We start from the raw sequence: 26,774 nt of genomic DNA on the forward strand, positions 1-26,774 counted from the left end.
GGTAGCGAATGCCCGGTACGGCGGCGAGTGGCTAGCGCAGCTGTGTTTCGGCCAGTGTTCGGCAACGCGGAATGCGCGTGGCATCCCAATGGGCGATTCCCCAGTCCAGTGCTTCTCGGGGGCTGCCTTCGGCCAGTTCAGCGGGCGGCTCCTGGCCGAGGGTGCGCAGCGCGCGTGCCAGTAGCGGTCCGGCGCTGTCGGCCGGCAAGGGCGGCGAGCGGTAGGACTTGCCCAGCTTGTGGCCATCCGGCTGGATGATCAGTGGCACGTGCAGATAGCGCGGCTGGCGGAATCCGAGCAGTTCCTGCAGATAGAGCTGGCGCGGCGTGGAGTCCAGCAGGTCGGCGCCCCGCACGATGTCGGTAACACCTTGCCAGGCATCGTCCAGCACCACGGCCAACTGATAGGCATAGAGCCCATCACGGCGGCGGATGACGAAATCGCCCACTTCCCGTCCCAGGTGCTGGCGGTATTCGCCTTGCACACGGTCGACGAAGTGGTAGTCCAGCTCCGGCACACGGATGCGGATGGCGGCATCGTGCTGGGGATGCTGGGCGTTGCGGCAGGTCCCCGGATAGATACCCAGGCTGCCTTCCAGCTGCTTGCGCGAACAGGTGCAGGCATAGGCCAGACCCAGCTCATAGAGACGGTCGATCACCTTGGCGTACGCCTCGTGGCGGTCGCTTTGGCGCACCATTTCGCCGTCCCACTCGAATCCATAGTTCTCCAGTGTCTGGAGGATCGCTGCCTGGGCACCTTCCACCTCCCGTGGCGGATCGAGGTCTTCCATGCGCAGCAGCCAACGGCCGCCGACTGAGCGGGCATCGAGGTAGGAGGCGAGGGCGGCGACCAGCGAGCCGAAATGCAGATAGCCGCTGGGCGTGGGGGCGAAGCGCCCGATATAGGCAGGGGACATCACGTTGTGGACAAAGCAGCGGGGCGCCATTGGCGCCCCGTTTCGGCATCAGGAGCCGAGTTGCTTTTCCTTGATCTCCGCCAGGGTCTTGCAGTCGATGCAGAGGGTGGCGGTGGGGCGGGCTTCCAGTCGGCGAATACCGATCTCGACGCCGCAGGAGTCGCACCAGCCGTAATCGTTGTCTTCGATCAGCTGCAGCGTCTCGTCGATCTTCTTGATCAGCTTGCGCTCACGGTCGCGGGCCCGCAGTTCCAGGCTGAATTCTTCTTCCTGGCTAGCGCGGTCGGCCGGATCGGGGAAGTTGGCAGCTTCGTCCTGCATGTGGTGCACGGTACGATCCACCTCTTCCATCAACTCCAGCTTCCACTTGTTGAGGATGTTGGTGAAGTGAGCACGCATGCTGTCGCTCATGTACTCCTCGCCCTTGGTCTCTTGGTAGGGCACGAAGCCACGAATCAACTGGCTGTTCTGTTGTTTTGCATTGGTGGGCATGGATGGCCGCCTCTCACTTTCTTAATCCATTGCGCAGGATTATGGTCCATCGCCGGCGGTGCCGGCCCTGCGGCTGCAAGCGGGCGAACTTACCAGATCAAATCCGGGTACGCCACTCCCCGGCGTCGTACATGCTGCAGCGTCCAGGGACCATTGGTTAGAATCCTCTCTTTGCCTTAATAAAGGAAGGCCAATGGCCCAGTCCTACAGTGCACGCAGCCGCGCCATCGAACCCTTCCACGTCATGGCCCTGCTGGCTCGCGCCAACGAACTCCAGGCGGCGGGTCATGATGTGATCCACCTGGAAATCGGCGAGCCGGACTTCACCACCGCCGAGCCCATCATCCAGGCCGGACAGGAAGCCCTGGCCGCCGGGCATACCCGTTACACCGCCGCTCGCGGCTTGCCACAACTGCGCGAAGCCATCGCCGGCTTCTACGCATCGCGCTATCGGTTGAACATAGACCCGGATCGCATTCTCATCACCCCCGGAGGCTCCGGGGCACTGCTGCTGGCCAGCAGCCTCCTGGTGGACCCGGGCAAGCACTGGCTGCTGGCCGACCCCGGCTATCCCTGCAACCGCCACTTCCTGCGGCTTGTGGAAGGTGGTGCGCAGCTGGTGCCGGTCGGGCCGGAAACCCGCTATCAGTTGACCCCGCAGCTGGTCGAACGGCACTGGGATTCCGACAGTGTGGGGGCGCTGGTCGCCTCGCCGGCCAATCCTACGGGCACGGTGTTGCACGCCGATGAACTGGCGGCGTTGTCGCAGACCCTGAAAGTTCGCGGTGGTCATCTGGTGGTGGATGAGATCTACCACGGCCTGACCTACGGGATGGACGCCAGCAGCGTGCTGGAAGTGGATGACGACGCTTTCGTGCTGAACAGTTTCTCCAAGTATTTCGGCATGACCGGCTGGCGCCTCGGTTGGCTGGTAGCGCCCGCCGATGCCGTGCCTGAACTGGAGAAGCTGGCGCAGAACCTCTATATCAGTGCGCCTTCGATGGCCCAGTACGCCGCGCTGACCTGCTTCCAGCCGCGGACACTGGAGATCTTCGAGCAGCGCCGCGAAGAGTTCGCTCGCCGCCGCGACTACCTGATGCCGGCCCTTCGCGACCTGGGCTTCCGAATCGCGGTCGAGCCGGAGGGCGCCTTCTATCTGTATGCGGACATTTCCGCCTTTGGCGGCGATGCCTATGCCTTCTGTCGGCATTTCATCGAAACCGAACATCTGGCCTTCACGCCGGGCCTGGATTTCGGCCGCTACCAGGCCGGTCATCATGTGCGCTTCGCCTATACGCAGAGCCTGCCGCGCCTGGAAGAGGCGGTGCAGCGGCTGGCGCGCGGCCTGAAGACCTGGGCGGGCAAATGAAGTTCGCCCCAGCCCTGGAAGAGGGCAGGCTGCTCAAGCGTTACAAGCGTTTCCTCGCGGACATCGAGACCGCTGCGGGAGAGCAGTTGACCATTCACTGCCCCAACACCGGCTCGATGTTGAATTGCATGAGCGAGGGCTGCCGGGTCTGGTTCAGTCGCTCCAACGATCCCAAGCGCAAATTGCCCGGTACCTGGGAAATCGCCGAAACACCCCAGGGACGTCTGGCCTGCGTCAACACCGCCCGTGCCAATGCCCTGGTTGAGGAAGCGTTGAAGACGGGCCTCATCCCCGAACTGGCGGGTTTCGCCAGCCTCAAGCGTGAAGTCGCCTATGGGCAGGAAAACAGCCGCGCGGACTTCCGGCTGGACTTCGCTGATGGTCCGGCCTTCATCGAGGTGAAGAGTGTCACGCTGGGTTTCGATTGCACGCCGGTCGCGGCATTTCCGGATGCGGTCACCGCGCGGGGCAGCAAACATCTGCGCGAGCTTGCCGCGCTGGCTCGCGCTGGCGTGCGGGCTGTGCAGTTGTATTGCGTGAACCTGTCGGAGATCGAGGCGGTGCGCCCGGCCGAGGAAATCGACCCGGCTTATGCGGCGGCCTTGCGTGAGGCCGTTACTGCCGGTGTCGAAGTGCTGGCCTATGGGGTCGAACTGACGCCGGAGGAAGTGCGCGTCTGTCGCCGTCTTGATGTGAGGATCTGAGCCTCAGGCTGCGTCCAGCAGCCAGATGCCCTCGGCATCTTCGACAATGCCGACCGGCTCCAGCACTTCGCCGACGCAGGGGCCGGTGACGCATTCGCCGGATTCGATCAGGAACAGCGCACCATGGGCGGCGCATTGGATCAGGCTGCCGCTGTGGTCGAGAAACTGGTCCGGCGTCCACTCCAGGGGAATGCCCCGGTGTGGGCAGCGGTTCTCATAGGCATGGACCTGCCCGTGCCGGCGCACCAGCAGAATCTTCAGGTCATCAACGACAAAGCCCCGACTCTGACCTTCGGCCAGCTCATCGGGGCGGCAAAGCAGGATCATCGGCTTCTCCACGGCAGGCGCGCATTATCGCGCGCCGCCGTGGATTGCCAAGAGGGGCACATCCGTGTGCTGAACCTTGAAGGCGTCAGATTTCCCAGACCAGGTTGACCGAGGCGTTGCGGCCCGGCTGGGTGTAACGGCCAAGGCTGCGGCTGTTGGCGTCCAGGCCCTGGACGTCGCCCCACTGCCAGTATTCCTTGTCGGTCAGGTTGAACAGGCCCGCGTTGACCGCGAAGGCATCGGTGACCTGCCACCAGGTGTTCAGGTCCAGGGTCCCGTATCCAGGCGTGGCGAACTGCTCGGTGATGCGCAGGCTGGCGTTGTTCGTCTGGTCGATGCGGTCCTTGCCTTTGACCAGGGTCCAGGCCAGTTCGCCGCCGAACTTGCCGGTCGGCTCGGCGTAACCCAGACCGATGACGGCCTTGAGCGGGTCGATGCTGTTGATCGGCTCGCCGGTTTCCTCGTTCTTGCCGCGTGCATAGGCAATGGACCCGATCAGGCGGGTGCCAGTGGGCAGGCCGAACTGATTGAGGAACAACTCACCCTTCGCCTCGGCCCCGCGAATGGTCACCTTGTTCAGGTTCTGCGACTGGAAGGTGAGCAGGTTGTTGCCGGTCGGGTCGGGAATGGTCACCTGGTCGATGAAGTCCTCATAGCGGTTGTAGAACAGCGCCACGCCGAAGCTGCCGGTGTCGTACTTGCCGCGCAGACCCACTTCATAACTGTCGCTGGTTTCCGGCTTCAGGCTGGTATTGGCGATGGTCTGGTAGCCCATCCCGGCGTTGACGAACTCACCGAAGATATCCACAGGCTCTGGTGCCTTGAAGCCGGCGGCGTACTGGCCATAAAGGCTGTGCGAGTCGTCCAGGCGGTAGGTGACACCCAGCTTGGGCGACAGCTGGTTGTCGCTGAAGTCGGAAGGATTGCGGTTCACCGGATTGCTGTTCAGGTATTCCGCGGTCACGTCGGGCTTGAGCTCGTAGTAGTCGTAGCGCAGGCCTGGCAGCAGGGTCCAGCGGCCGATCTCGATGCTGTCCTGGACGAACAGGGCGTATTCGTGGGTGACCGGATCGGGGAAGTCGCTCAGCGGGAAGGTTTCCGCGCCGAAGGCCGGCGGCAGGGGCTGGCCGGTGCTGACGCGAACCTCGTTGCCCTTGCGCAGGTCGCTGCTTTCCAGGCGCTTGAGATCGACGCCGTAGATCAGGTGGTGCTGGGTAGCGCCGACAGCGAAATACTTGTCGAGCTGGCTGTTCAGCGACCAGAGCTTTTCCTCGTAGGTCGAGTCGCGGGTACGCAGGCGTTCGAAGGCGGACGCTGGCGGTACCGGATTGCGGTTGAAGGCGACCCAGCTGTAGCGGCTCTGATCGGTCTGCTGGCGAATCTTGCTGTCCTGATGGTTGAGCTGCCATTTCAACTGATCGGCGAAGACGGTATCCAGCTCCAACTGGTGTTCCAGGCTGATGCGTTCACGGTTGGTGCTGTCGGTGGCGTTGCTTGCCGCGATCAGGGCGTTGCTGAACATCCCGCCGCCGAGGGCGGTGGAGGTCAGGGTCGACGCTTCGCTGAGCACGCGGGTGTCCACGTCGTCATGGAAACTCTCGTAGCTCAGTTGCAGGCGATCGTTGCCCGCATAGTTCCAGCCGATCTTGGCCAGCAGGTTGTCGGTGGTGAAGTCCTGCGGGTTGGCTTCCTCGCGGCCGGCGCCGGTGCCGCCACGGCCACCGAAGGTCTCGACTTCGTCGCCACTGCGACGGCCCAGGTGGAGCACGCCATCCATGACGCCCTGGCGACCGGCGAAGGTGGCGCTGCGCAGCCAGCTGTTGTCGGCGCTGCTGTAACCGGTCTTGAGACGGGCGTAGGCGTCATCGCCTTCGTCCAGATAGTCGGCGGCATCCTTGGTCAGGAAGCTCACCGCACCGCCGATGGCATCGCTGCCGTAAAGCGAAGAGGCCGGGCCGCGGATGATTTCCACCTGCTTGACGATATCCGGGTCGATGTAGTTGCGCTGGGCATTCAGGAAGGGGCCGAAGTTGAAGGCGTCCGGCACGGACACGCCATCCACCTGGGTCAGCACGCGGTTGCCGCCGATGCCGCGAATGGTGAAGCCGGACAGGCCGAAGCGGCTGCCGGCCCCACCCACCGAAACCCCCGGCTCGTAGCGCACCAGGTCGCGAATGTTGTTCGCGTTCTTCTGGTCGATGTCGCGCTCGGTCTGGACCGACACCGTGCTGGGAACCTCGTCGAGGCGCTGCTCGCTGCGGGTAGCCGTCACGGTCATGGTGTCGAACTGGCTGGCGGCCTTTTCGGCAGCCAGCACGAGGGAAGGACAGAGCAACATCAGAGCAAGCCCGGATCGACGGGCAAAGGGCGGACGCAGCGGCATGGCAAGGCTCCTGATTAGCAAGGCGTACGAGTTCCCTGACTGGGAAACGCCGGTTCGTTCCGGCGTGGCGGCATCCGTTCCAGCGATTTTTCCGCCTTTTTCGGAGCTCGTTCGTCAGGTCTTACTGGTGATCGCAGGTTGATATCGGCGCAGAACCATAATGGCGTTGACAGATAAATTCAAATAATAATCAAATGCATTCGTATTTGGAAATTGGCCCTTGCGATGCCGCGCTTCCTGTACTGCTTCTTGTCTGTCCTTGCCCTGCACCTCGTTGCGGGTTGGCTCCTGCATGACCTGCAGAAAGAGCCGGGCATGTCGCTGCAGTTGTCCCCGCCGATGATGGTCATGCTGGTCAGCCCTGAACCCGAACCTGCCCCCGTAACAGCCTCTGCTCCGGCAATGCAGCCGGCGCTCCCGACCAGGCCGACTCAGCCGGTAAAGGTCGAGCGGCCGGTGCTCAAGCCCGTGGTGGCGAGCAAGCCCCGTCCGGCTCCTGCCAAGCCCGTTGTGCCGGCCGAGTCCACAAAAGCTAAAGCCAATACGCCGACCGAAGCGCAGGCCGTTGCGGCTAGCGCGGCGCCCAGTCGTCCTGCGCAGGCAGCCGCCGCCAGTGCACCTGCGGCAGCGTCCAAACCGGTTGTCACTGAAGTTTTCAGTCGTGAGCCTTCGTTCCTCACGCCGCCCAAGCCCCCCATCTATCCGGCCCAGGCCAAGCGTCGTAATCAGCAGGGCCTTGTCCTGGTCGAGGTGCGCCTTGATGACAAAGGCCTGCTTCGAGAGATACGGCTCCTGCGCTCCTCCGGCGTTGAGAGCCTGGATAGATCCGCCATGGATGCGGTAGCCGCGTGGCGCTTCCGTCCCGAAACCCAGAACGGCCAGCCTGTGCCTAGCCGCGTGCACATCCCTATTGAGTTCGCCCTTTCGGCGAGTCGCTGAATCACAAGGAGCTTCAGATGAGCCTGCAAACTTCGACCACTAGCCCGGTTTCCCCGCTTTACCAGGCGTGGCAGACACTGCGTTCCGAGCAGCCGCGCCTGCGCGCACGTGACGCCGCCCAGCGCCTGTCCGTGAGCGAGGCCGAACTGACCGCCAGCCGCCTTGGCGTCGATACCGTGCGCCTGCGCCCCGACTGGGCCAATCTGCTGCCTGCCCTGGGTGAGCTGGGCTACATCATGGCGCTGACCCGTAACGAACATTGCGTACACGAGCGCAAGGGCTACTACCGCGAGGTGTCGGTCATGGCTAACGGCCAGATGGGCCTGGTGGTCTCCGCCGATATCGACCTGCGCCTGTTCATGGGCGGCTGGGCCAGCGTTTTCGCGGTTGCCGAAGAAACCCAGCGCGGAACCCAGCGCAGCGTGCAGATCTTCGACCAGCAGGGCATCGCCGTGCACAAGGTGTTTCTCACCGACGACAGCGAGCTGGCTGCTTGGGAGCCGCTGGTGGAGCGCTTCCGCGCCGAAGAGCAGAGCGACGATCTCGAGCTCCGCCCGCATCCCGAGCCGGTTCAGGCCAAGCCCGATGCCGAGATCGACGTCGCCTCCCTGCGTGAAGGCTGGGCCGCCCTGAAAGACACTCACCACTTCTTCGCCCTGCTGAAAAAACACGGTGCCGAGCGCACCCAGGCACTGCGTCTGGCCGGTGCCCAATGGGCCGAACAACTGGACACCACTGAGCTGCCGCGCCTGATGGAAGAAGCCGGTGCCCGTGAAGTGCCGATCATGGTGTTCGTAGGCAACCGTCACTGCATCCAGATCCACAGCGGTACCGTCAGCAACCTGAAGTGGCTGGATACCTGGTTCAATGTGCTCGATCCGGAATTCAACCTGCACCTGCAGACTGCTGGCGTGACTGAGCTGTGGCGCGTGCGCAAGCCCAGCACCGATGGCGTGATCACCAGCTGGGAGGCCTTCGATGCCGAAGGGCAGTTGGTCGTGCAATTGTTCGGCGCGCGCAAACCCGGTATTGCTGAGCGCGAGGACTGGCGAGCACTGGCGGAAACCGCGCCGGCGTTCTGAGGTCGAGCAGCCAGGGGCGCGCTGCGCCCCCGATCCAGGCCAACGCCCTGTGAAAGCAGGGCGTTGGCGTTTCCCGCATTCAGCGATGGAGTTGTTTTCGATGCGTCTAGTTGTCGGTCTGGCCAGCCTTTGCGCAGGCATCCTGTTTTCTCACCAGGCCGCTGCGGCCGAAGCGCTGCCTCAGCGCTGGGTCAGCGCCGGTGGTTCCGTCAGCGAATGGGTCGTGGTCCTGGGTGGCCAGGCCAAGCTCGTGGGCGTGGATACCACCAGCCAGCATCCCGAAGCACTGAAGAACCTTCCCAGCATCGGTTACCAGCGACAGTTGGCGGCGGAGGGGATTCTCTCGCTACGTCCGGACGTCCTGGTCGGTACCGAGGAAATGGGGCCACCGCCGGTGCTGGCGCAGATCACGGCCGCCGGGGTGCGCATCGAGCGTCTGGCGTCCACGCCCGACCTCGCCACCCTTGAAAAGAACCTCAAGCTGATCGGCACCTTGCTGGGCGATGAAGCCCGTGCCGACCAGGCCCTTGCCGATTACCGTCAGCGGCTGCAGCGACAGGCTGACTGGGTTGCCCAGGCACAACAGGTGCAGAAAGCGCCGCGCGTACTGTTCCTGCTGGGGCATTCCGGGAGCACACCGATGGCCGGCGGCAAGGACACGGCTGCCGCGTGGCTGATCGAACGTGCCGGTGGGCAGAACCTCACCGACCATCAGGGTTACAAGGCAATTTCCAATGAGGCTCTGGCCGCGCTGGACCCGGACGTCGTGGTGATCGCTGATCGCCGCCTGGAAGGCGATGCTGCACGCGAGGCGCTGCTCAAGCAGAATCCGGCCCTGGCCGCGACCCGCGCCGCCCGCGAAGGTCGCCTGCTCAGCCTCGATCCGACCTTGCTGGTGGGAGGGCTGGGTCCGCGCCTGCCTGATGGCATGGCTGCGCTTTCCGCAGGCTTCTATCCTTCGGCTCCGGCCCTGACCGAGAAAAGCCCGAGCCAGCCATGACCGCGTCTGTCGCTTCCCGTCCATTATTCATCGCGCTGGGCGTACTGCTGTTCCTGGCGCTCTGGTTGTCGCTGGCGCTGGGGCCGGTCAGCCTGCCCCTGGGGGACACCCTGCGTGCGGCCCTGCGCATGGCGGGCCTGCCGTTTTCCGCCCAGGGTCTTGAGCAGGCTGAACTGATCGTTGGGCAGATTCGCCTGCCGCGTACCCTGCTCGGGCTGGCGGTGGGTGCGGTGCTGGCCTTGTCCGGTGTCGCCATGCAGGGGCTATTCCGCAACCCGCTGGCGGACCCCGGTCTGGTCGGGGTGTCCAGTGGTGCCGCATTGGGCGGTGCCGCCGCCATTGTTGGAGGCGCAGCACTGGGCGGATTACCGGACGCATTCGCGCCCTATCTGCTGTCCATCTGCGCCTTTGCAGGAGGCCTGGGGGTGACGGTGCTGGTCTATCGCCTGGGGCGCCGCGACGGCCAGACCAGCGTGGCCACCATGCTGCTCGCGGGCATCGCCCTTACAGCGTTGGCCGGTGCAGTGATCGGCCTGTTCACCTACCTGGCCGACGACGCCACCCTGCGCAGCCTGACCTTCTGGAACATGGGCAGCCTCAACGGTGCCAGCTATTCGCGGCTATGGCCGCTGCTGATCGTCACCCTGTTCGTCATCGTCTGGCTTCCACGTCGGGCCAAGGCACTTAACGCCATGTTGCTGGGCGAGTCCGAGGCCCGTCATCTGGGGTTCGACGTGGAACGCCTGAAACGCGAGCTGGTGTTCTGTACCGCGCTCGGTGTGGGCGCTGCAGTGGCGGCGGCCGGCCTCATCGGCTTCATCGGTCTGGTGGTGCCGCACCTGGTACGCCTGGTTTCCGGTCCTGATCACCGAATCCTGCTGCCCGCGTCGGCACTGGCCGGGGCCAGCCTGATGCTGCTGGCGGATCTGGCCGCACGCCTGGTGCTGGCGCCGGCGGAGTTGCCCATCGGTATCGTCACGGCGCTCATCGGCGCGCCGTTCTTCCTTTATCTGCTGGTGCGAGGTCGTAGCTGATGCTGCGCGTTGAACAACTGGACGTGCTGCGCGGCGGCAAGCAAGTGCTGACGGGCGTCGATCTGGAACTGCAAGCCGGCGAGGTACTGGGTGTGCTCGGGCCCAACGGGGCAGGCAAGAGCACCCTGCTCGGGGCCTTGTGCGGCGAGGTGTCACCCGCAGGCGGGGGTGTCAGCCTCGATGGCCGCGCGCTGGCCGACTGGAACGGTCCGCAGCGCGCACGGCGTCTTGCGGTGCTGCCGCAAAGCTCCACGCTGAGCTTCGCGTTTCGCGTCGAAGAGGTCGTGGCCATGGGGCGCATGCCTCACGACACGGGGCGGGAACGCGATGCCGAGGTCGTTGCGCAGGCGCTGGAGGCGGCCGATGCCAGTCACCTTGCTGGCCGCAGCTATGTGGCGTTGTCCGGGGGTGAGCGTCAACGCGTGCACCTGGCCCGGGTGCTGGCGCAACTCTGGCCGGGGAATGCCGGGCAGATACTGTTGCTCGACGAACCCACTTCGGCGCTCGATCCCTTGCACCAGCACATCACCCTGCAGGCCGTGCGTACTTTCGCCGAGCGCGGAGTAGCGGTGCTGGTGATCCTCCATGACCTGAATCTGGCTGCGCGTTACTGCGATCGCCTGCTGTTGCTCGCCGATGGTCGGCCGCATGTGCTGGGTTCGCCGGCGCAGGTGCTTCAGGCGGAACCACTCAAGGCCGTCTTCGGCCTGGAGGTGCTGGTGCAGCGCCATCCGGAGCGGGGCCATCCGCTGATTGTTGCTCGCTGAATCAAACAAGGACTTTCCATGCGCGTTTTCCTGCTTTTCTTCTGCAGCCTGCTGGCTGCCTGCCAGACCCTGCCACCACCGCCAGCCTGGCAGAGCCCCGAGGGGCATGATCGACCGGAGCTTGGTGAAATCCGTGACCTGCGTACCGGGGAGCTTCTGACGCCGGAGCAGCTGGTCGAACGGCTCGCTGCCCAGCCGCGCGTACTGGTTGGCGAGCAGCATGACAATCCGGATCACCATGCCCTGCAGCTCTGGCTGCTGCAGGCCCTTGAGAGTCGCCGTGAGCAGGGCAGCCTGTTGCTGGAGATGCTCGAACCCGAACAGCAGGCCAAGGTCGATGCTGTGCGCCGCGGGCCGATGCCCAGTGACCTGTCCCAGGCGCTGGCCTGGCAGAAGAACTGGAACTGGGCGTTGTACGGGCCGATCGTCCGCCATGCACTGACGCAGCCCTATCCACTGCTCGCGGCCAACCTCGACCGCAGCGAGATCAAGCGCATCTACAAGGAGCGCCCGGCCCTGCAAGGCAAGCTGTCCACTGCTGAGTCCGTGCGTGAACCGCTGCTGGAGCAGATTCGCGATTCGCATTGCGGCATGCTCCCGGAATCGCAGATGCCAGCGATGCTGGCAGTGCAGCAGCAGCGCGACCGCCGCATGGCCGAGAGGCTGCAGGCGGCACCGGCCCCGGCGATGCTGTTCGCCGGCGCTTTCCATGTGCGCCGCGACCTGGGCGTGCCCCTGCACCTGGCGGACCAAGGGAAGGCCGATGGCAATGCCGTGCTGATCCTCTCCGAGGTGGGTAAACCGGTGGAGCGGGGTGCAGCCGACTATGTCTGGTACACCGCGGCGCTTGCCCCTATCGATCACTGCGCCAACCTGAAGAAACAGATGGCTCCGGCGCGCTGAGGCGCGCCGGATGAAAATCGCGGGCAAAAAAAGACCCGGCAATTTGCCGGGTCGAAAACCGTGATTAGCCTGATGAGGAGATAACCTGAAGAATCCGACTGCTTGGAATCTCAGCTTACCGGCTGATCTCGCGATCAGTTGAGTTAATAATAACGATTATCATTTTCGGGTCAAGCGTCGATTCCGAACTTTCTTCATCCGTTGATTCCATAAGCAGAAACCCCGGCCTGTGCCGGGGTTTCTGTTGTCTGGATCAGTTTCGCTCGGGGGATAGCCGAAGCTGGGTGACTTCCTTGTTCAGCAGGTCGATGCGGCGCGCCATGCTCTCGATGAGGCTGTGGGCGATCCGCGGATTGCTCTGCATCAGGCTGAGGAATTGCTCCTTGGGAATCACCATCACGGTGCAGGCCTCGCTGGCCACCACCGTGGCGCTGCGGCGCTCACGGGTGAACACGGCCATGGCGCCGAAGATTTCATCCTTCTGCACATCGCCCACCTTTTGCCCATCGACGAAGGCTTCCGCATGGCCTTCGATGATGATGAAGACGTGGTCGGCTTCGTCGCCCTGGTGAATCAGCTCCTCGCCAGCGGAGAAGTGCTGGAAGCCGGTGGAGGGGCGTACGTCCGGTTGCTTCAGGCGAGCCACGGCATCCGAGAGCAGGGCGGTATGACCCACCAGGTACTGGATGAACAGCTCCTGGCGCTTCTCGTTGCCGTAAATGTGCTTGAACACTTCACTGCGGCTGAACGGCAGGAGGCTGATGGGCTCGTCGCTGCTGTAGCGGCAGGAGGGCAGGTCGATGCCCTGGCGCAGGCCGATCAGGTCACCCTCCTGAAGATAGAAAAGCGGGCGCTCGTCGACGATGGCATGGATCAGGCCGTTCTCGATCAGGAACAGCTGGTTTCCGGGCATCAGCGGTGACAGGTCTTCGATCTGCTCCAGGCGCAGTGAGGGGCCGCTGGGTTCCAGCCCGTCGAGCAACTGCCCGGGGATGCTTTGCAGTCTGTTGATCAGCTGGTCGGCGTAGGCCGGTTGCTCCCCGAGTAGGTACATGGCAGTAATTCCTTGAACTGTCTGGAATGGCATCGCACACGAAGGTCCCTGAAACAATAGGGACCTCGGGCCGGCTCGTAAATCTCTCTTGATGGAGGTTGTGAGCTAGCTCTTGTTGTGGGCGACTGGAGTATCCAGCTGATGGTTCAATTCTGCCTTGTGGCCAGGCGGCAGGTCGTTCCAGTGGATGTCCAGCAGGGCACCCTCGATGGCATAGAGCAGAACCTTGGACGCCCGGAAACCTCGTGCCCGAACTGCTTTGTAGGCACCGACAGCGCCTAGCCTGCGCAAATCGGACGCGCTGTGGATGCCGACGGCATGCAGCCACTGTGCAGAAGTCTTACCCAGATTCTTCATGTGTTGCAGTTCGTCGTTCATCGAGCCTCCTTGCGATGGAATGGCACGAGAGGAGCAGGGCCTATGGATAAGTGTAGCGGCCATTCTTGGGGCGTGGCCTTGTGCTATCGCTCAATCCTCGTGCGCTCCCTGCACGGAATACGATCACTGCTGACGATAGGGTGGGCGCAGGTTTCAACTGTCTGCACGGGTAATCGGCGGGGAAGTTCCGGCTACCGGCTGAGTGCGACCCAGCCGGCAGTATAGAAGCCGCGACGGATGTTGCCCGGCGCGGCGAGGGGGCGGTCAGACGCCCGGCAGGTGTTGGCGGATGAGCTCTACCAGGCCATCGAGGCTGGCGGGCTGATCAGTTTCGATCCGTTTGCTTTGTGCCTGCTCGACGGTATCCAGCGGTTCGCGGCTCGCCAGTTGGGCGCGCACCACATCCATGGTGGCGTCAGATGGGTCGTTGCCTTCGGCCCGACGCTGCTCCAGCCAGGCCTCGATCACCGCTTCCGGCGCGTGGCAGTCGAGGATCAGGAACGGTGTGCCGGTCTCTTCGGCAACCTGGCGGGCAGCCTTGCGCTGGTCCTGTTTCAGGAAGGTGGCGTCCATCACTACCGGGAAGCCGGCATGCAGGATCACGCGCGCCAGTTCGTTGAGGTGTTCGTAGGTCGCCTTGCTCGCGTCAGCGTTATAGATGCCGTCCTGCAGCCCTTGCGCACCGGCTGGCTGTTCACCGAACAGGCGCTTGCGCTCAACGTCCGAGCGCAGGCGAATGGCGCCCAGGGCCTCCACAAGGCGCAGCGCGACGTGGCTCTTGCCGGAAGCGGACACGCCACTGGTGATGGCCAGGAAGGGTGACGGGATGGCGCTGTAGCTTTCCGCGAGGCCCGCATAGTTGCGGTACTGGCGAACAGTGGCGGCCTTTTGCACGGCATCGTCCTGGTGAGCCAGGCTGAACAGGGCGATCTTGGCGCGAACCAGCGCGCGGTAGGCCTTGTAGAAGTTGAGCAGCTCCAGTCCTTCGTAGTCGCCGCTGTGCTCCAGATACTGGCTGACCAGGCGGCGGGAAAGGGACTTGAGGCCGCGGTCTTCCAGGTCCATGGCGATGAAGGCGATGTCGGCGTAGACGTCGGTGAAGCGGAAGGGTTCGTTGAACTCGATGCAGTCGAAGAGCACGACTTCGCCGTCGATCAGCGTCGCGTTGCCGAGGTGGATATCACCGTGACACTCGCGAATGAAGCCTTCCTGCTTGCGTCGCACGAGCAGGGGCTTGAGGCGCTCGTGGCTGCTTTCGGCCCAGGCCTCGAGCGCGTCCAGTTGTTGCAGGTCGGCCTTGTCGTTGAGCAGCGGGCGAATCTGCTCGAAGTTCTGGCGGACGGGCATCATCACTGCATCGGCAGTGCCCAGCGGGTGTTCGAGGGCCACTTTCGGTGCGGCCAGGTGGAAGCTGGCGATCTGCCCGGCCAGTGCGTCGACATGGGCGGGGGCCAGCTCGCCGCGAGCCTGCAATGCGCTGAGCAGGTTTTCCTGGGGGAACTGGCGCATCTTCAGCACGTACTCGATGGCCGGGCCGTCGCCATTGATCTGCGGGGCCTCAATGCTACCGGTGATCGGCAGGACTTCCAGATAGAGGTCGCGGGTCAGGCGCTGGTTGAGGCGCAGTTCTTCCTCGCAGAAGTGCCGGCGGCCGTCGAGGTCGGTGAAGTCGAGGAAGCCGAAATTCACCGGCTTTTTCACCTTGTAGACGTAACTTCCGGTCAGCAGCACCCAGGAGATGTGCGTCTCGATGACCTGGAACCCGTCCACCGAGTGGGGGTAAAGGGCGGGATTCTGCAGGGCGGCTATCAGGGACTGGCTCACGGGCATTCCTTGTTCTGTCGCTGTGGAAGGGCGGCATTATCGCCTCTGCAGGCGGCCCTGCAAACCGTCAGGGCGTGCCTGTTGGCTGTGGATAAAGTGCGTATAATGCGCCGCCATGACTCGTCCCCGATCCCCCAAATCCCGCTCTAAACGCCGTTCCAGCGGCCTTCGCCCCTGGTTGGGCTGGGCCGTCAAACTGGGCCTGGTAGGCCTGGTAGTGCTGGCCGGTTTTGCCATCTATCTCGACGCCGTGGTGCAGGAGAAATTCTCCGGCAAACGCTGGACAGTGCCGGCGAAGGTCTATGCCCGCCCGCTGGAGCTGTTCGTCGGCCTGAAACTGTCCAAGGACGATTTCCTGAAGGAACTCGACGCCCTGGGCTACCGCCGCGAGAGCGTGTCCAACGGCCCGGGCGCCGCCGCCGTGTCCGGCAGTACCGTAGATCTCAATACCCGTGGCTTCCAGTTCTATGAAGGTGCCGAGCCGGCGCAGCGGGTGCGCGTGCGTTTTTCCGGCGACTATGTGGCGGGCCTGACTCAGGCAAGCGGCGCTGACCTCGCCGTGACTCGCCTGGAGCCGCTGCTGATCGGCGGGCTGTATCCCGCTCATCATGAAGACCGCGTGCTGATCAAGCTGGATCAGGTGCCGGCCTATATGGTGGAAACCCTGGTAGCGACAGAAGACCGCGAGTTCTTCAATCACCACGGCGTTTCCCTCAAGTCCATTGCCCGTGCCTTCTGGATCAATGCCACTGCCGGTGAACTGCGCCAGGGCGGCAGTACCTTGACCCAGCAGCTGGTGAAGAACTTCTACCTGACCAGCGAGCGCAGCATTTCCCGCAAGGCCACCGAGGCCATGATGGCGGTACTGCTGGAGCTGCATTACGACAAGCGTGAAATCCTCGAGGCCTACCTGAACGAGGTGTTCCTCGGCCAGGACGGCCAGCGCGCCATCCATGGCTTCGGCCTCGCCAGCCAGTATTTCTTCAGTCAGCCCTTGGCTGAGCTGAAGGTGGACCAGATCGCGTTGCTGGTGGGCATGGTCAAGGGACCGTCCTACTACAACCCCCGTCGCTTCCCGGAGCGCGCGCTGGAGCGCCGCAATCTGGTGATCGATCTACTTGCCGAGCAAAGCGTCATCACGCCTGCCGAAGCTGCTGCAGCCAAAGCGAAGCCCCTGGGCGTGAGCAAGCGCGGCAGCCTGGCGGACAGTTCTTATCCGGCCTTCCTCGATCTGGTGAAACGCCAGCTGCGCCAGGATTACCGCGAAGAAGACCTGACCGAAGAAGGTCTGCGCATCTTCACCAGTTTCGATCCCATCCTGCAGTCCAAGGCGGAAACCTCGCTGGACGAAACCTTGAAACGCCTGGCAGGGCGCAAGGGCGTGGACCAGGTGGAATCGGCCATGGTCGTGAGCAATCCGGAAACCGGTGAGATCCAGGCACTGATCGGCAGCCGCCAACCGCGCTTCGCCGGTTTCAACCGAGCCGTAGATGCGGTACGCCCCATCGGCTCTCTGATCAAGCCGGCGATCTACCTCACCGCACTGGAGCGTCCGAGCGAGTACACCCTGACCAGTTGGGTAGCTGATGAACCCTTCTCGGTGAAAGGGCAGGACGGACAGGTTTGGCGTCCGCAGAACTACGATCGCCGCGCCCACGGGACCATCTACCTCTATCAGGGGCTGGCCAATTCCTACAACTTGTCGACTGCCAAGCTGGGTCTGGAACTGGGCGTGCCCAATGTGCTCAAAACCCTCGAGAGGCTTGGTGTTTCTCGTGAGTGGCCGGCTTATCCGTCGATGTTGCTTGGCGCCGGTGCGTTGAGCCCGATGGAAGTGGCGACCATGTACCAGACACTGGCCAATGGGGGCTTCAATACGCCGTTGCGGGCGATCCGCAGCGTGTTGACTGCAGAGGGCGAACCGCTCAAGCGTTACCCCTTCCAGATCCAGCAACGCTTCGATCCGGGTGCCATCTACCTGGTGCAGAACGCGATGCAACGTGTGATGCGTGAAGGTACGGCGCGCTCGGTGTACAGCCAGTTGCCGTCATCCCTGACCCTCGCGGGCAAGACCGGCACGACGAACGATTCCCGTGACAGCTGGTTTGCGGGCTTCAGCCAGGATCTGCTGGCCGTGGTCTGGCTGGGGCGCGACGACAATGGCAAGACGCCGCTGACGGGCGCCACAGGCGCACTGCAGGTGTGGACCAGCTTCATGCGCAAGGCCGATCCGCTGCCCCTGGATATGCCGATGCCGGATAACGTGACTCAGGCGTGGATTGATCCGCATAGCGGCCAGGGCTCTGACCAGAGCTGCCCTGGCGCAGTCCAGATGCCGTACATTCGTGGCAGCGAACCCGCACCAGGCGCACCCTGCGGCCTGGGAGCACCCGTGGACTCGGTAATGGACTGGGTTCGCGGTTGGATGCAATGAACCGAGAGGACGAAACGTGAGTAAAGCCTGGATTCCCGCCCTTGCGGCAGCCGCCTTGCTAGCCGGTTGCTCTACCCCGCAGCGAGGCGCCATTCCCGTGGTCGACTCCGGCGCGCCCCTGTCCGAACTGGAACAGGGAACCTCCAACCGCGGGGGCTACAAGCAGGCACCCGCGGCGCCGCGCAGCATTCCCGAAGATTCCGGCGTGGTAGTGATGGTGCCGGGCGCCAGTTCCGGCGCGCCCATCGCCGCACCGGCATCCAGTGCACCTATCAGCGGCAGTATCACCAGCGGCGGTATTACTCCCGGTCCCATTACAGGTGGTCCGGCTGCCACAGCGCCCAGCGCCCCCATTACTGGTTCCAGCAATTACACCGTTCCCAGCTACAGTGCTCCCGCACCCAGCGCTCCGACCGGCATCCCCAGCAACGCGGGCGGTCTGGCGGCCGACGAACAGCTTGACGGTCCAGTGCTGGCGCTGCTGACCACCGCCCAGCAGCAACAGGGTGGTGGCGATCTCAATGGCGCCGCGGCCAGCCTGGAACGTGCGCAGCGCATCGCGCCTCGTGAACCGCAAGTGCTCTATCGACTGGCCGAAGTGCGCCTTGCCCAGGGCGATGCCGCCCAGGCCGAACAATTCGCGCGTCGTGCGCTGACCTACGCCAATGGCCGTCCGGCCATGCAGGCCAGCCTGTGGGATCTGATCGCACGCTCCCGCGATCGCCAGGGCGACCCGTCCGGTGCCGCGCTTGCGCGTAACAAGGCAAAGGTCAATCTCTGATGGACCCGCGCTGCGTCGAACTGGCTGATCAGCTCCTGCTCATCGAGCGGGAGCTGCGTGCCCTGGATTTGTGGGAGGAAACGCCACCCAGCGCGGAGGCTCTGGCGAGCCAGACGCCGTTCTGTGTCGATACCCTGGCGTTTGAGCAATGGCTTCAGTGGATCTTCCTGCCGCGCATGAAGCTCATTATCGAGAATGACCTGGAGCTGCCGCATGCGTCGGGGATCCGCGCCATGGCGGAAGAGGTTTACCGGGGGCGGCTCGTCGAAGTGGCCAAGCTGCTCGACGCCATCGGGGCGTTCGACCGGTTGATAGGTGGGGCGAACTGAGGCGGTGCCTCAGTTGCAGTTGTCGCCGATCGCCTTCTCGGCTTCCTTGATGCGGGACTGGCGCTCTTCCTCGGTCAGCCGCTGAACTTCCCCGTTTACCTCCGCACGCAGGCGTGGGTTGTTCTGCAGTTGCGCCAGGTTGGTGCGGATGGTGTCGCAGTACTTGCGACGCTCCGCTTCCTGGGTCGCGACTTCCGCCTTCACCTTCTCATCGATGGCTTTCTGATCGCCCGCCGGTTTGCTTTCCGGGAGTGGGGCCGCAGGCTGGCTGGTTTCGCTATCCAGGCTCGGCAGGCTGGGGCGCGGTTTCGGTACCGAGGTGTTCACGCTGGTGGCCTGCTGGCCTTCCGGCGGCTGTGCGCCAAAATGAGTGACACCCTGGGCGTCGACCCATTTGTAGACCTGGCCGGCCATGGCGGACGAGCTCAGTGCCAGCAGCAGGCTGCCGGCGAAAATCATGCGGTGCATGCGGTTTCCTTCTGGTGGCGGAGAATCCTCCGCTAACTATAACCAAAAGCTTCCGGTCCTGATCCTGCGTCGCGTCACAGCAATCCATGCAAGATTCCGCAACGGATTACTTGACTTGTAGTGTAGTAATCCGAAGAATCCAGGGTTCGCTATTCCAGTGGGCCGGCCGCAAGTCGGAAGCTGTAGTAGTCGATGAGGTGCACACCCGCGCCGACCTGTAACACCCGCAACGCGTTACCTCGCGCTGGGTGGGAAAGCCCCGCAACAACTCTCAGGGGCCGACCCAATGCTTGTTCAGTCAGTAGCTGACGTAGTCGGCGACCACCAGTCGCTCACGCGCTGATTGCAGGCAAACCTAATCAGGCTGTCCGGTCGCGGGCGGTTATCTGGCGTTCTAGAGGTGAAAAACGTGGAGCTTTTATCTGGCGCTGAAATGGTCGTCCGCTCGCTGCGTGACGAAGGCGTTAAGTACATTTATGGGTACCCGGGTGGTGCCCTCCTGCATATTTACGATGCCCTGTTCAAAGAAAATGAAGTGACCCATATCCTGGTCCGTCATGAACAGGCTGCTACCCATATGGCTGACGGCTACGCCCGCGCCACCGGCAAACCCGGTGTTGTGCTGGTGACGTCCGGCCCAGGTGCGACCAACGCCGTTACCGGCATCGCCACCGCCTACATGGACTCCATCCCGATGGTTATCCTGTCTGGCCAGGTGCCGAGCAACATGGTCGGCACCGATGCCTTCCAGGAAACCGACATGGTCGGTATCTCCCGCCCGATCGTGAAGCACAGCTTCATCATCAAGCATCCCTCGGAAATCCCCGAGGTGATCAAGAAGGCGTTCTACATTGCTCAGTCCGGCCGCCCCGGCCCGGTTGTCGTCGACATTCCGAAGGACATGGGCGATCCGACCCAGAAGTTCGAATACAGCTACCCGAAGAAGGTCAAGCTGCGTTCCTACAGCCCTGCCGTTCGCGGCCATTCCGGTCAGATCCGCAAGGCTGCCGAGATGCTGCTGGCAGCCAAGCGCCCGATCCTCTATGCAGGCGGCGGCGTGATCATGGGCAACGCATCCGAGCAGCTCACCGAGCTGGCCAAGATGCTCAACCTGCCGGTGACCAACACCCTGATGGGCCTTGGCGCTTTCCCGGGCACCGATCGCCAGTTCGTCGGCATGCTGGGCATGCACGGCAGCTATACCGCCAACCTGGCGATGCACCATTCCGATGTGATCCTGGCCGTCGGCGCGCGCTTCGATGACCGCGTCATCAACGGCGCAGCCAAGTTCTGCCCGAACGCCAAGATCATCCATATCGACATCGACCCGGCTTCGATCTCCAAGACCATCAAGGCCGATATCCCGATCGTGGGACCGGTCGACAGCGTGCTGTCCGAGATGGTCGCCATCCTCAAGGAAATCGGCGAAACCCCGAACAAGGAAACCGTCGCTGCCTGGTGGAAGCAGGTCGATGAGTGGCGCGCTGGCGGTGACCTGTTCCCTTACGACAAGGGCGACGGCAGCATCATCAAGCCGCAGACCGTGATCGAGACCCTGTGGGAAGTGACCAAAGGCGATGCCTACATCACCTCCGACGTGGGCCAGCACCAGATGTTCGCGGCGCAGTACTACCGCTTCAACAAGCCCAATCGCTGGATCAACTCCGGCGGCCTGGGCACCATGGGCTTCGGTTTCCCCGCAGCCATGGGCATCAAGCTGAGCTTCCCGGAAACCGACGTCGCCTGCGTGACCGGTGAGGGCAGTATCCAGATGAACATCCAGGAGCTGTCCACCTGCCTGCAGTACGACCTGCCGGTGAAGATCATCAACCTCAACAACGGTGCGCTCGGCATGGTCCGCCAATGGCAGGACATGCAGTACAACAGCCGTTACTCGCACTCCTACATGGAATCGCTGCCTGACTTCGTCAAGCTGGCCGAGGCCTATGGCCACGTCGGCATTCGCGTGACTGATCCGAAAGATCTGAAGGCGAAGATGGAAGAAGCGTTCTCGCTGAAAAACCGCCTGGTGTTCCTCGATATCCAGGTCGACTCCAGCGAGCACGTCTACCCGATGCAGATTCGGGATGGTGCCATGCGCGACATGTGGCTGAGCAAGACGGAGCGGACCTGAACATGCGACACATCATTTCCCTGCTGCTTGAGAACGAGCCGGGCGCTCTGTCCCGCGTGGTCGGCCTCTTCTCCCAGCGCAACTACAACATCGAAAGCCTGACGGTTGCTCCGACCGAGGACCCGACTCTGTCGCGTCTGACCCTGACCACCATCGGCCATGATGAGGTGATCGAGCAGATCACCAAGAACCTCAACAAGCTGATTGAAGTGGTCAAGCTGGTGAACCTGTCGGAAAGCGCTCACATCGAGCGCGAGCTGATGCTGGTCAAGGTCAAGGCCACCGGTGCTCAGCGTGCCGAGGTCAAACGCACCACGGACATCTTCCGCGGCCAGATCGTTGACGTGACTTCCAGCGTCTACACGATCCAGTTGGCGGGCACGAGCGACAAGCTGGACAGCTTCATCCAGGCCATCGGTACCAGCTCGATCCTGGAAACCGTACGCAGTGGCGTCACCGGGATTTCCCGTGGCGACAAAGTGCTGACGATCTGATAGCAGTCATGAAAAACCCCGCCTGGTGCGGGGTTTTTTATTGCCCGGATTTTACTGGCGGCGATTCCAGAAGGCTGCGATCAGCGGGTCCTTGAGGCGTTTTTCCAGAGCGAACAGGCCGATGTCGTAAGGGGCCAATGGCGGCTGGATGTCGTAGATGCGGATGCGGGCGGTCAGTGGGCTGTTGTCGAGCACGATCTGCGGAACCACGCCGATACCGAACCCCAGGCTCACCATGCTGACGATGGCCTCGTTGCCGCTCACCTGGGCATAGATGCGCGGCTTGATGCCGTGATTCTTCAGCCAGCGGTCGGTCCGGGTCCGGGCCAGGCCTTCTTCCGAAAGAATCATCGGCACGTCCTTCCAGCTCTGCGCTGTGGGCTGCCTGAGTTGTTCGTCTGTCAGCAGTTGTGGCGACTGTGGGCCAATGAAGCGCAGCTCCGAGCGGGTAATCGATTGGAAGTCGACACCGGCTGGCAGGTTGTCGGGTCGGGCACCGATGGCAAGATCCTCCTGGCCTTGTTGCACTCGCTCGACGGCCTTTGCAGGGTCACCGGTGTGCAGCTTCATTTCGATGCGGGGGTAGTCCTGGCGGAAGCTGCTCAGGATGTCGTAGAGGAAGCTGTAGCTCGCAGTCACCGAGCAATACAGTGAGAGTTCGCCGTGCAGGTCCAATTGGTCCTGCATGAGTCGCTGGCGGATGGCATGCCAGCCGTTCATGACCTCGCTCGCGTATTCGCGGAACTGCCGCCCCTCGCGGGTCAGCTGAACCGAGCGGCTGTCACGTACGAATAGTGGTGCGCCGAGTTCGTCCTCGAGTTGCTTGATGCTGCGACTGAGCGCCGAGGGGCTGACATGCTGCTCGCGGCTGGTTTTGCCGAAGTGCAGGTTGTCTGCCAGGGAAAGAAAGAGCCTGAGGGAGTGGTTGTCCATAGCGTTTCATATTCCGGCAAATTGCGTTGCGAATATATCATTTTACGCAATGGAGCAGATCGCTTAATGTGCCCTTGTCGCGGTGCATGCACCCCATCCATTTCGCTATAAAAGAGTCAGGAACATGAAAGTTTATTACGACAAAGACTGTGACCTCTCCATCATCCAGGGCAAGAAAGTTGCCATCATCGGTTACGGTTCCCAGGGCCACGCCCACGCGTGCAACCTGAATGATTCCGGTGTGGACGTGACTGTCGGCCTGCGCGCCGGTTCCGCCACCGTTGCCAAGGCCGAGGCTCATGGCCTGACCGTCAAGAGCGTGCCGGAAGCCGTTGCCGCCGCTGACCTGGTAATGATCCTGACCCCGGACGAATTCCAGTCCAAGCTGTACAAGGAAGAAGTCGAGCCGAACCTGAAGAAGGGTGCCACCCTGGCCTTCGCCCACGGCTTCGCCATCCACTACAACCAGGTCGTACCGCGCGCTGACCTCGACGTGATCATGATCGCGCCGAAAGCTCCGGGCCACACCGTTCGCTCCGAGTTCGTGAAAGGCGGCGGTATTCCTGATCTGGTAGCTATTTACCAGGACGCTTCCGGCAACGCCAAGAACGTTGCCCTGTCCTACGCTTGCGGCGTGGGCGGTGGTCGTACCGGCATCATCGAAACCACCTTCAAGGACGAGACCGAAACCGACTTGTTCGGTGAGCAGGCTGTTCTCTGCGGTGGCTGCGTAGAGCTGGTGAAAGCCGGTTTCGAAACCCTGGTCGAAGCTGGTTACGCGCCGGAAATGGCCTACTTCGAGTGCCTGCACGAGCTGAAGCTGATCGTCGACCTGATGTACGAAGGCGGCATCGCCAACATGAACTACTCGATCTCCAACAACGCCGAGTACGGTGAGTACGTAACCGGTCCGGAGGTCATCAACGCCGAATCCCGTCAGGCCATGCGCAACGCTCTGAAGCGCATCCAGGACGGCGAATACGCCAAGATGTTCATCCAGGAAGGTGCTTCGAACTACGCTTCGATGACTGCCTACCGCCGCAACAACGCTGCTCACCCGATCGAGCAGGTTGGCGAGCGTCTGCGCGCGATGATGCCGTGGATCTCCGCCAACAAGATCGTCGACAAGACCAAGAACTAAGGTCTTTTCCGATCCCCAAAGAACGCGGCCTTGGCCGCGTTCTTTCGTTATGGCTGTCCTGTTCTGGTATAAAGCCTGTTTGTCGGGCGGCGCGTTCAAACGAGTCGCCTACCACACCTCGAATTCGCTGCAAGGATGTTGTTCATGAGTGAACGCCCCGAAGAACCGCATCAGGCCCCCGAAGACGACAGCCTGCTGCCCATCGACGAACATGTCGAGGAAGGCCAGGACGCTGAGGGCCGCAAAGTCCGGCATCGCGGTATTTACCTGCTGCCCAACCTGTTTACCACCGCGAACCTGTTCGCCGGCTTCTATGCCATCATCAATGCCATGAGCGGCAATTTCTCGGTGGCCGCTGCCACCATCTTCGTAGCCATGGTGCTGGATAGTCTCGATGGCCGCGTCGCCCGTCTGACCAATACCCAGAGTGCCTTCGGGGCCGAGTACGACTCGTTGTCGGACATGGTTGCCTTCGGTGTTGCTCCTGCCCTGCTGGCGTTCGAGTGGGCACTGAGTGGTCTGGGCAGTGTTGGTCTGACCGTGGCCTTCATCTATGTTGCTGGTGCGGCGCTGCGACTGGCTCGCTTCAATACCCAGATCGGCAAGGTAGACAAGCGCTTCTTCATTGGTCTCGCAAGCCCGGCAGCAGCAGGGGTGGTGGCTGGTACGGTCTGGGCGTTCAGCGATTTCGGCATCAAGGGTTCGAACATGTCGTTCATCGTGGCCCTGCTGGTTGCCCTGGCCGGCATGCTGATGGTGAGCAACATCAAGTTCTACAGCTTCAAGGACCTGGACCTGAAAGGTCGCGTGCCCTTCGTGGCCATCCTGGTCGTTGTGCTGGCCTTTGCCGTGGTCTTCAGCGACCCGCCGCGCATTCTCCTGCTGATCTTCCTGGCTTACGCCGCGTCCGGGCCAGTGCAATACTTGCTCCAGCTGCGTCGTCGCAAGCAAGTCGAGTGATGTAATTTCTTCGCGGCTCCGCAGTCCATTGGGCATCTCAGCCCGAATTGCGGAGCCGCCATGCTGATCCAGATCCCACCTTCCTCCGCGTGCCGCGAGCACGAAGTCACGCCTGAATCCGTCTATCTCTCCCGACGCCAGTTGATTGCCGCCGCCGGCGGACTTGCCGCAATGGCCGCATTGCCCGGTCATTCCCTGGCCGCGTCGACCTACCCCGATGTCGAGTCAGTCCAAGGTCCGGCCTGGTTCAACGAAAAGCTGGCGCGTACCCATTGGCAGGCGGTTACACCGGGTAGCGAATCGATCACGCCCTTTCAGGATGCGACCCACTACAACAACTTCTATGAGTTCGGAACCAACAAGGGGGATCCGGCGCGATATGCCGAGAAGATGCAGCTCGAGCCGTGGACGGTGCAGATAGAGGGTGAAGTGGCCAAGCCGGGTACTTACTCGATAGAGGACTTGGTGAAACCTCATGGGCTGGAAGAACGCATCTATCGTCTCCGGTGTGTGGAAGCCTGGTCCATGGTGATTCCCTGGCTCGGGTTCCCCTTTGCGGATCTGCTGAAGCGAGTCGAACCTACCAGTAATGCCAAATACGTCAGCTTCGAAACCCGGCTCGCACCAGATGAAATGGCCGGTGTGCGCTCCGGGTTCTCCCTTATCGACTGGCCTTACGTAGAAGGATTGCGCCTGGACGAGGCAATGCATCCGCTAACCATCTTGGTCGTGGGAATGTATGGGCGCGTCTTGCCAAATCAGAATGGCGCACCGCTTCGATTGGTGGTGCCCTGGAAGTACGGCTTCAAGAGCATCAAGTCGATCGTGCGAATCAGTCTGGTCAGCGAGCAGCCACCGACAACATGGCAATCCATCGCCCCAGAGGAATATGGCTTCTATTCCAACGTCAATCCTGAGGTGGACCATCCTCGCTGGAGTCAGGCGCACGAGCGACGACTACCCAGTGGGCTGTTCAGCCCGAATATCGTGCCGACGCGCATGTTCAACGGCTATGACGAAGTGGCCAGCCTCTATGCCGGGCTGGATCTGAGGAAGAACTACTGATGCGATTCAAGCTTTGGCGATTGTTCGTGTTCCTGATAGCGCCGATCCCTGTTGGGCTGTGGCTTTATCAGGCCTGGATATTTGCTCTGGGTCCCGACCCGGGCAAGGTGCTCGTTGACCATCTGGGGTTGGCCGCACTCTGGTTGCTGCTTATCACCTTGTCCATGACACCGCTGCAGAAGCTGACCGGCTGGGGAGGGTGGATCGCAGTGCGTCGCCAGCTGGGGCTTTGGTGCTTCACCTATGTGGTGCTGCATATCACCGGCTATGCCGTCTTCCTTCTTGGCCTGGACATGCAGCAGCTCCTGATCGATCTGGGCAAGCGCCCCTATATATTCGTGGGTGCCCTGGGGTTCAGTGGTTTGCTTGCGCTCGCTGTGACGTCCAATCGCTTCAGCATCCGTCGACTGGGCAAGCGTTGGAAGCAATTGCACAGGCTGGTTTACGCCATCCTGGCCATCGCATTGCTGCATATGCTTTGGGTTGTCCGTGCCGATATGGCCGAGTGGGCCGGCTACGCGCTTGTCGGTGCCGCATTGATGTTGCTGAGACTCCCGCTGGTAGAGCGTTGGCTGCCCAGGGTATTTGCAACTTTCAGGCGAAATGACAAAAAGGTTTCAATTAAGTGTTGACGGCAGATTCTACATCCCTATAATGCGCACCTCTCCCAGCGACGCAGCAGAGAAAGAGCTTGAAAATCAAGCACTTAACTGAATAGAGGTGCAGGGAGTGGTGATCGGTCAGCGGTGGTAGTGCTGGCTGCTTCAATCTTCCGAAAGGAGTGAATGAAGGTGATCATCGAGGTGTTGACAGCGAGTTTGAACGCTGTAGAATGCGCCTCCCGCTGACGAGAAGAGTGAATC

The 26,774-nt window shown here is 62.4% G+C and carries 26 protein-coding genes; 17 read left to right on the forward strand and 9 right to left on the reverse strand.

Translation table 11 applies throughout. The features are described from left to right. Window positions 1-31: 31 nt before the first annotated feature. Window positions 32-916: a tRNA glutamyl-Q(34) synthetase GluQRS gene (gene gluQRS, locus E8E95_RS11365; RefSeq protein ID WP_280350120.1), complete on the reverse strand. Its 885-nt coding sequence runs from the start codon at window positions 914-916 to the stop codon at window positions 32-34. Window positions 917-964: 48 nt separating this feature from the next. Continuing rightward, window positions 965-1,408, reverse strand: coding sequence for an RNA polymerase-binding protein DksA (dksA, locus tag E8E95_RS11370; RefSeq protein WP_077522916.1), 444 nt, complete (start codon window positions 1,406-1,408; stop codon window positions 965-967). Between the two features lie 193 nt (window positions 1,409-1,601). Between dksA and E8E95_RS11375 the strand changes: the two genes are divergently transcribed. Together E8E95_RS11375 and sfsA are read left to right on the forward strand one after the other, a co-directional pair. Further along, window positions 1,602-2,777 carry a pyridoxal phosphate-dependent aminotransferase gene (locus E8E95_RS11375; protein ID WP_280350065.1) on the forward strand — a complete coding sequence of 392 codons (1,176 nt, stop codon included), beginning with the start codon at window positions 1,602-1,604 and terminating at the stop codon, window positions 2,775-2,777. After that, complete coding sequence (gene sfsA, locus E8E95_RS11380) at window positions 2,774-3,481, forward strand: DNA/RNA nuclease SfsA (protein WP_280350068.1); 708 nt, start codon at window positions 2,774-2,776, stop codon at window positions 3,479-3,481. Before E8E95_RS11375 ends, sfsA begins: the two co-directional genes overlap by 4 nt. Window positions 3,482-3,484: 3 nt before the next feature. Here sfsA and E8E95_RS11385 read toward each other — a convergent pair whose 3' ends face one another. Together E8E95_RS11385 and E8E95_RS11390 are read right to left on the reverse strand one after the other, a co-directional pair. Then, window positions 3,485-3,808 (reverse strand): Rieske (2Fe-2S) protein, encoded by a 324-nt coding sequence (locus E8E95_RS11385; RefSeq protein ID WP_280350070.1) that lies wholly within the window; start codon window positions 3,806-3,808, stop codon window positions 3,485-3,487. A gap of 85 nt (window positions 3,809-3,893) precedes the next feature. Continuing rightward, the gene (locus E8E95_RS11390; protein ID WP_280350072.1) at window positions 3,894-6,191 is read right to left on the reverse strand and encodes a TonB-dependent hemoglobin/transferrin/lactoferrin family receptor; all 2,298 of its coding nucleotides are present in this window, start codon (window positions 6,189-6,191) and stop codon (window positions 3,894-3,896) included. A gap of 315 nt (window positions 6,192-6,506) precedes the next feature. Between E8E95_RS11390 and E8E95_RS11395 the strand changes: the two genes are divergently transcribed. The 6 genes from E8E95_RS11395 (at window position 6,507) to E8E95_RS11420 (ending at window position 11,916) form a co-directional block, all read left to right on the forward strand. Further along, window positions 6,507-7,130 carry a TonB family protein gene (locus tag E8E95_RS11395; RefSeq protein WP_280350074.1) on the forward strand — a complete coding sequence of 208 codons (624 nt, stop codon included), beginning with the start codon at window positions 6,507-6,509 and terminating at the stop codon, window positions 7,128-7,130. A gap of 17 nt (window positions 7,131-7,147) precedes the next feature. Next, window positions 7,148-8,212: a ChuX/HutX family heme-like substrate-binding protein gene (locus E8E95_RS11400; protein ID WP_280350076.1), complete on the forward strand. Its 1,065-nt coding sequence runs from the start codon at window positions 7,148-7,150 to the stop codon at window positions 8,210-8,212. 100 nt (window positions 8,213-8,312) lie between these two features. Continuing rightward, window positions 8,313-9,212: an ABC transporter substrate-binding protein gene (locus E8E95_RS11405; protein WP_280350079.1), complete on the forward strand. Its 900-nt coding sequence runs from the start codon at window positions 8,313-8,315 to the stop codon at window positions 9,210-9,212. Next, on the forward strand, window positions 9,209-10,246 hold the full coding sequence (locus E8E95_RS11410; RefSeq protein ID WP_280350081.1) for an iron chelate uptake ABC transporter family permease subunit: 1,038 nt from the start codon (window positions 9,209-9,211) through the stop codon (window positions 10,244-10,246). Before E8E95_RS11405 ends, E8E95_RS11410 begins: the two co-directional genes overlap by 4 nt. Beyond that, on the forward strand, window positions 10,246-11,013 hold the full coding sequence (locus E8E95_RS11415) for a heme ABC transporter ATP-binding protein (RefSeq protein ID WP_280350083.1): 768 nt from the start codon (window positions 10,246-10,248) through the stop codon (window positions 11,011-11,013). Before E8E95_RS11410 ends, E8E95_RS11415 begins: the two co-directional genes overlap by 1 nt. 18 nt (window positions 11,014-11,031) lie before the next feature. Further along, entirely contained in the window at window positions 11,032-11,916 is an 885-nt protein-coding gene (locus E8E95_RS11420; protein ID WP_280350085.1) for a ChaN family lipoprotein, read from the forward strand. Window positions 11,917-12,169: 253 nt separating this feature from the next. Here E8E95_RS11420 and E8E95_RS11425 read toward each other — a convergent pair whose 3' ends face one another. From E8E95_RS11425 to E8E95_RS11435, 3 genes are all read right to left on the reverse strand, one after another. Further along, window positions 12,170-12,970, reverse strand: a complete 801-nt coding sequence (locus E8E95_RS11425) for a cyclic nucleotide-binding domain-containing protein (RefSeq protein WP_280350087.1) — start codon at window positions 12,968-12,970, stop codon at window positions 12,170-12,172. A gap of 105 nt (window positions 12,971-13,075) precedes the next feature. Then, entirely contained in the window at window positions 13,076-13,348 is a 273-nt protein-coding gene (locus E8E95_RS11430; protein WP_179057686.1) for a TfoX/Sxy family protein, read from the reverse strand. 264 nt (window positions 13,349-13,612) lie between these two features. Further along, window positions 13,613-15,172 carry a bifunctional aminoglycoside phosphotransferase/ATP-binding protein gene (locus tag E8E95_RS11435; RefSeq protein ID WP_280350090.1) on the reverse strand — a complete coding sequence of 520 codons (1,560 nt, stop codon included), beginning with the start codon at window positions 15,170-15,172 and terminating at the stop codon, window positions 13,613-13,615. A gap of 115 nt (window positions 15,173-15,287) precedes the next feature. On the opposite strand from E8E95_RS11435, the gene mrcB reads away from it, so the two are divergent. The 3 genes from mrcB to E8E95_RS11450 are packed head-to-tail and all read left to right on the forward strand — an operon-like array spanning window position 15,288 to window position 18,716. Continuing rightward, window positions 15,288-17,606 carry a penicillin-binding protein 1B gene (mrcB, locus tag E8E95_RS11440; RefSeq protein ID WP_280350093.1) on the forward strand — a complete coding sequence of 773 codons (2,319 nt, stop codon included), beginning with the start codon at window positions 15,288-15,290 and terminating at the stop codon, window positions 17,604-17,606. Between the two features lie 16 nt (window positions 17,607-17,622). Beyond that, window positions 17,623-18,387, forward strand: a complete 765-nt coding sequence (locus E8E95_RS11445) for a tetratricopeptide repeat protein (RefSeq protein ID WP_280350095.1) — start codon at window positions 17,623-17,625, stop codon at window positions 18,385-18,387. Further along, window positions 18,387-18,716: a YqcC family protein gene (locus tag E8E95_RS11450; protein ID WP_280350097.1), complete on the forward strand. Its 330-nt coding sequence runs from the start codon at window positions 18,387-18,389 to the stop codon at window positions 18,714-18,716. Before E8E95_RS11445 ends, E8E95_RS11450 begins: the two co-directional genes overlap by 1 nt. 9 nt (window positions 18,717-18,725) lie before the next feature. Here the strand turns inward: E8E95_RS11450 and E8E95_RS11455 are convergent, their stop codons facing one another. Continuing rightward, window positions 18,726-19,184, reverse strand: a complete 459-nt coding sequence (locus E8E95_RS11455) for a DUF4124 domain-containing protein (protein WP_280350099.1) — start codon at window positions 19,182-19,184, stop codon at window positions 18,726-18,728. A gap of 409 nt (window positions 19,185-19,593) precedes the next feature. Here E8E95_RS11455 and E8E95_RS11460 point away from each other — a divergent pair, with 409 nt between their 5' ends. Together E8E95_RS11460 and ilvN are read left to right on the forward strand one after the other, a co-directional pair. Beyond that, entirely contained in the window at window positions 19,594-21,318 is a 1,725-nt protein-coding gene (locus E8E95_RS11460; protein WP_280350102.1) for an acetolactate synthase 3 large subunit, read from the forward strand. 2 nt (window positions 21,319-21,320) lie between these two features. Beyond that, window positions 21,321-21,812 carry an acetolactate synthase small subunit gene (ilvN, locus tag E8E95_RS11465; RefSeq protein ID WP_028630051.1) on the forward strand — a complete coding sequence of 164 codons (492 nt, stop codon included), beginning with the start codon at window positions 21,321-21,323 and terminating at the stop codon, window positions 21,810-21,812. A gap of 51 nt (window positions 21,813-21,863) precedes the next feature. Here the strand turns inward: ilvN and ilvY are convergent, their stop codons facing one another. Then, the gene (ilvY, locus tag E8E95_RS11470; RefSeq protein WP_280350105.1) at window positions 21,864-22,745 is read right to left on the reverse strand and encodes an HTH-type transcriptional activator IlvY; all 882 of its coding nucleotides are present in this window, start codon (window positions 22,743-22,745) and stop codon (window positions 21,864-21,866) included. Between the two features lie 82 nt (window positions 22,746-22,827). On the opposite strand from ilvY, the gene ilvC reads away from it, so the two are divergent. The 4 genes from ilvC (at window position 22,828) to msrQ (ending at window position 26,543) form a co-directional block, all read left to right on the forward strand. After that, a complete protein-coding gene (gene ilvC / locus E8E95_RS11475) occupies window positions 22,828-23,886 on the forward strand; it encodes a ketol-acid reductoisomerase (RefSeq protein WP_280350107.1) in 1,059 nt (352 codons plus the stop codon). 144 nt (window positions 23,887-24,030) lie between these two features. Next, complete coding sequence (gene pssA / locus E8E95_RS11480; protein WP_077522940.1) at window positions 24,031-24,846, forward strand: CDP-diacylglycerol--serine O-phosphatidyltransferase; 816 nt, start codon at window positions 24,031-24,033, stop codon at window positions 24,844-24,846. 60 nt (window positions 24,847-24,906) lie between these two features. Further along, window positions 24,907-25,911 (forward strand): protein-methionine-sulfoxide reductase catalytic subunit MsrP, encoded by a 1,005-nt coding sequence (gene msrP, locus E8E95_RS11485; protein ID WP_280350110.1) that lies wholly within the window; start codon window positions 24,907-24,909, stop codon window positions 25,909-25,911. Continuing rightward, on the forward strand, window positions 25,911-26,543 hold the full coding sequence (msrQ, locus tag E8E95_RS11490; RefSeq protein WP_280350112.1) for a protein-methionine-sulfoxide reductase heme-binding subunit MsrQ: 633 nt from the start codon (window positions 25,911-25,913) through the stop codon (window positions 26,541-26,543). The genes msrP and msrQ overlap by 1 nt, the downstream gene beginning before the upstream one ends. Window positions 26,544-26,774 lie beyond the last annotated feature (231 nt).

The organism is Pseudomonas sp. BN414 (assembly GCF_029871275.1).
GTDB classification, from domain to species: Bacteria; Pseudomonadota; Gammaproteobacteria; order Pseudomonadales; family Pseudomonadaceae; genus Metapseudomonas; species Metapseudomonas resinovorans_C.

What these genes read in the sequence shown, in the direction of transcription:
- E8E95_RS11400 (WP_280350076.1), top strand. Translation starts at nt 7,148, where the DNA reads ATGAGCCTGCAAACTTCGACCACTAGCCCGGTTTCCCCGCTTTACCAG.
- E8E95_RS11455 (WP_280350099.1), bottom strand. Translation starts at nt 19,184, where the DNA reads ATGCACCGCATGATTTTCGCCGGCAGCCTGCTGCTGGCACTGAGCTCG.
- E8E95_RS11425 (WP_280350087.1), bottom strand. Translation starts at nt 12,970, where the DNA reads ATGTACCTACTCGGGGAGCAACCGGCCTACGCCGACCAGCTGATCAAC.
- msrQ (WP_280350112.1), top strand. Translation starts at nt 25,911, where the DNA reads ATGCGATTCAAGCTTTGGCGATTGTTCGTGTTCCTGATAGCGCCGATC.
- E8E95_RS11415 (WP_280350083.1), top strand. Translation starts at nt 10,246, where the DNA reads ATGCTGCGCGTTGAACAACTGGACGTGCTGCGCGGCGGCAAGCAAGTG.
- E8E95_RS11405 (WP_280350079.1), top strand. Translation starts at nt 8,313, where the DNA reads ATGCGTCTAGTTGTCGGTCTGGCCAGCCTTTGCGCAGGCATCCTGTTT.
- E8E95_RS11420 (WP_280350085.1), top strand. Translation starts at nt 11,032, where the DNA reads ATGCGCGTTTTCCTGCTTTTCTTCTGCAGCCTGCTGGCTGCCTGCCAG.
- ilvY (WP_280350105.1), bottom strand. Translation starts at nt 22,745, where the DNA reads ATGGACAACCACTCCCTCAGGCTCTTTCTTTCCCTGGCAGACAACCTG.
- E8E95_RS11385 (WP_280350070.1), bottom strand. Translation starts at nt 3,808, where the DNA reads ATGATCCTGCTTTGCCGCCCCGATGAGCTGGCCGAAGGTCAGAGTCGG.
- E8E95_RS11450 (WP_280350097.1), top strand. Translation starts at nt 18,387, where the DNA reads ATGGACCCGCGCTGCGTCGAACTGGCTGATCAGCTCCTGCTCATCGAG.
- E8E95_RS11395 (WP_280350074.1), top strand. Translation starts at nt 6,507, where the DNA reads ATGTCGCTGCAGTTGTCCCCGCCGATGATGGTCATGCTGGTCAGCCCT.
- pssA (WP_077522940.1), top strand. Translation starts at nt 24,031, where the DNA reads ATGAGTGAACGCCCCGAAGAACCGCATCAGGCCCCCGAAGACGACAGC.
- msrP (WP_280350110.1), top strand. Translation starts at nt 24,907, where the DNA reads ATGCTGATCCAGATCCCACCTTCCTCCGCGTGCCGCGAGCACGAAGTC.
- sfsA (WP_280350068.1), top strand. Translation starts at nt 2,774, where the DNA reads ATGAAGTTCGCCCCAGCCCTGGAAGAGGGCAGGCTGCTCAAGCGTTAC.
- ilvN (WP_028630051.1), top strand. Translation starts at nt 21,321, where the DNA reads ATGCGACACATCATTTCCCTGCTGCTTGAGAACGAGCCGGGCGCTCTG.
- E8E95_RS11390 (WP_280350072.1), bottom strand. Translation starts at nt 6,191, where the DNA reads ATGCCGCTGCGTCCGCCCTTTGCCCGTCGATCCGGGCTTGCTCTGATG.
- E8E95_RS11410 (WP_280350081.1), top strand. Translation starts at nt 9,209, where the DNA reads ATGACCGCGTCTGTCGCTTCCCGTCCATTATTCATCGCGCTGGGCGTA.
- mrcB (WP_280350093.1), top strand. Translation starts at nt 15,288, where the DNA reads ATGACTCGTCCCCGATCCCCCAAATCCCGCTCTAAACGCCGTTCCAGC.
- dksA (WP_077522916.1), bottom strand. Translation starts at nt 1,408, where the DNA reads ATGCCCACCAATGCAAAACAACAGAACAGCCAGTTGATTCGTGGCTTC.
- E8E95_RS11375 (WP_280350065.1), top strand. Translation starts at nt 1,602, where the DNA reads ATGGCCCAGTCCTACAGTGCACGCAGCCGCGCCATCGAACCCTTCCAC.
- E8E95_RS11430 (WP_179057686.1), bottom strand. Translation starts at nt 13,348, where the DNA reads ATGAACGACGAACTGCAACACATGAAGAATCTGGGTAAGACTTCTGCA.
- gluQRS (WP_280350120.1), bottom strand. Translation starts at nt 916, where the DNA reads ATGTCCCCTGCCTATATCGGGCGCTTCGCCCCCACGCCCAGCGGCTAT.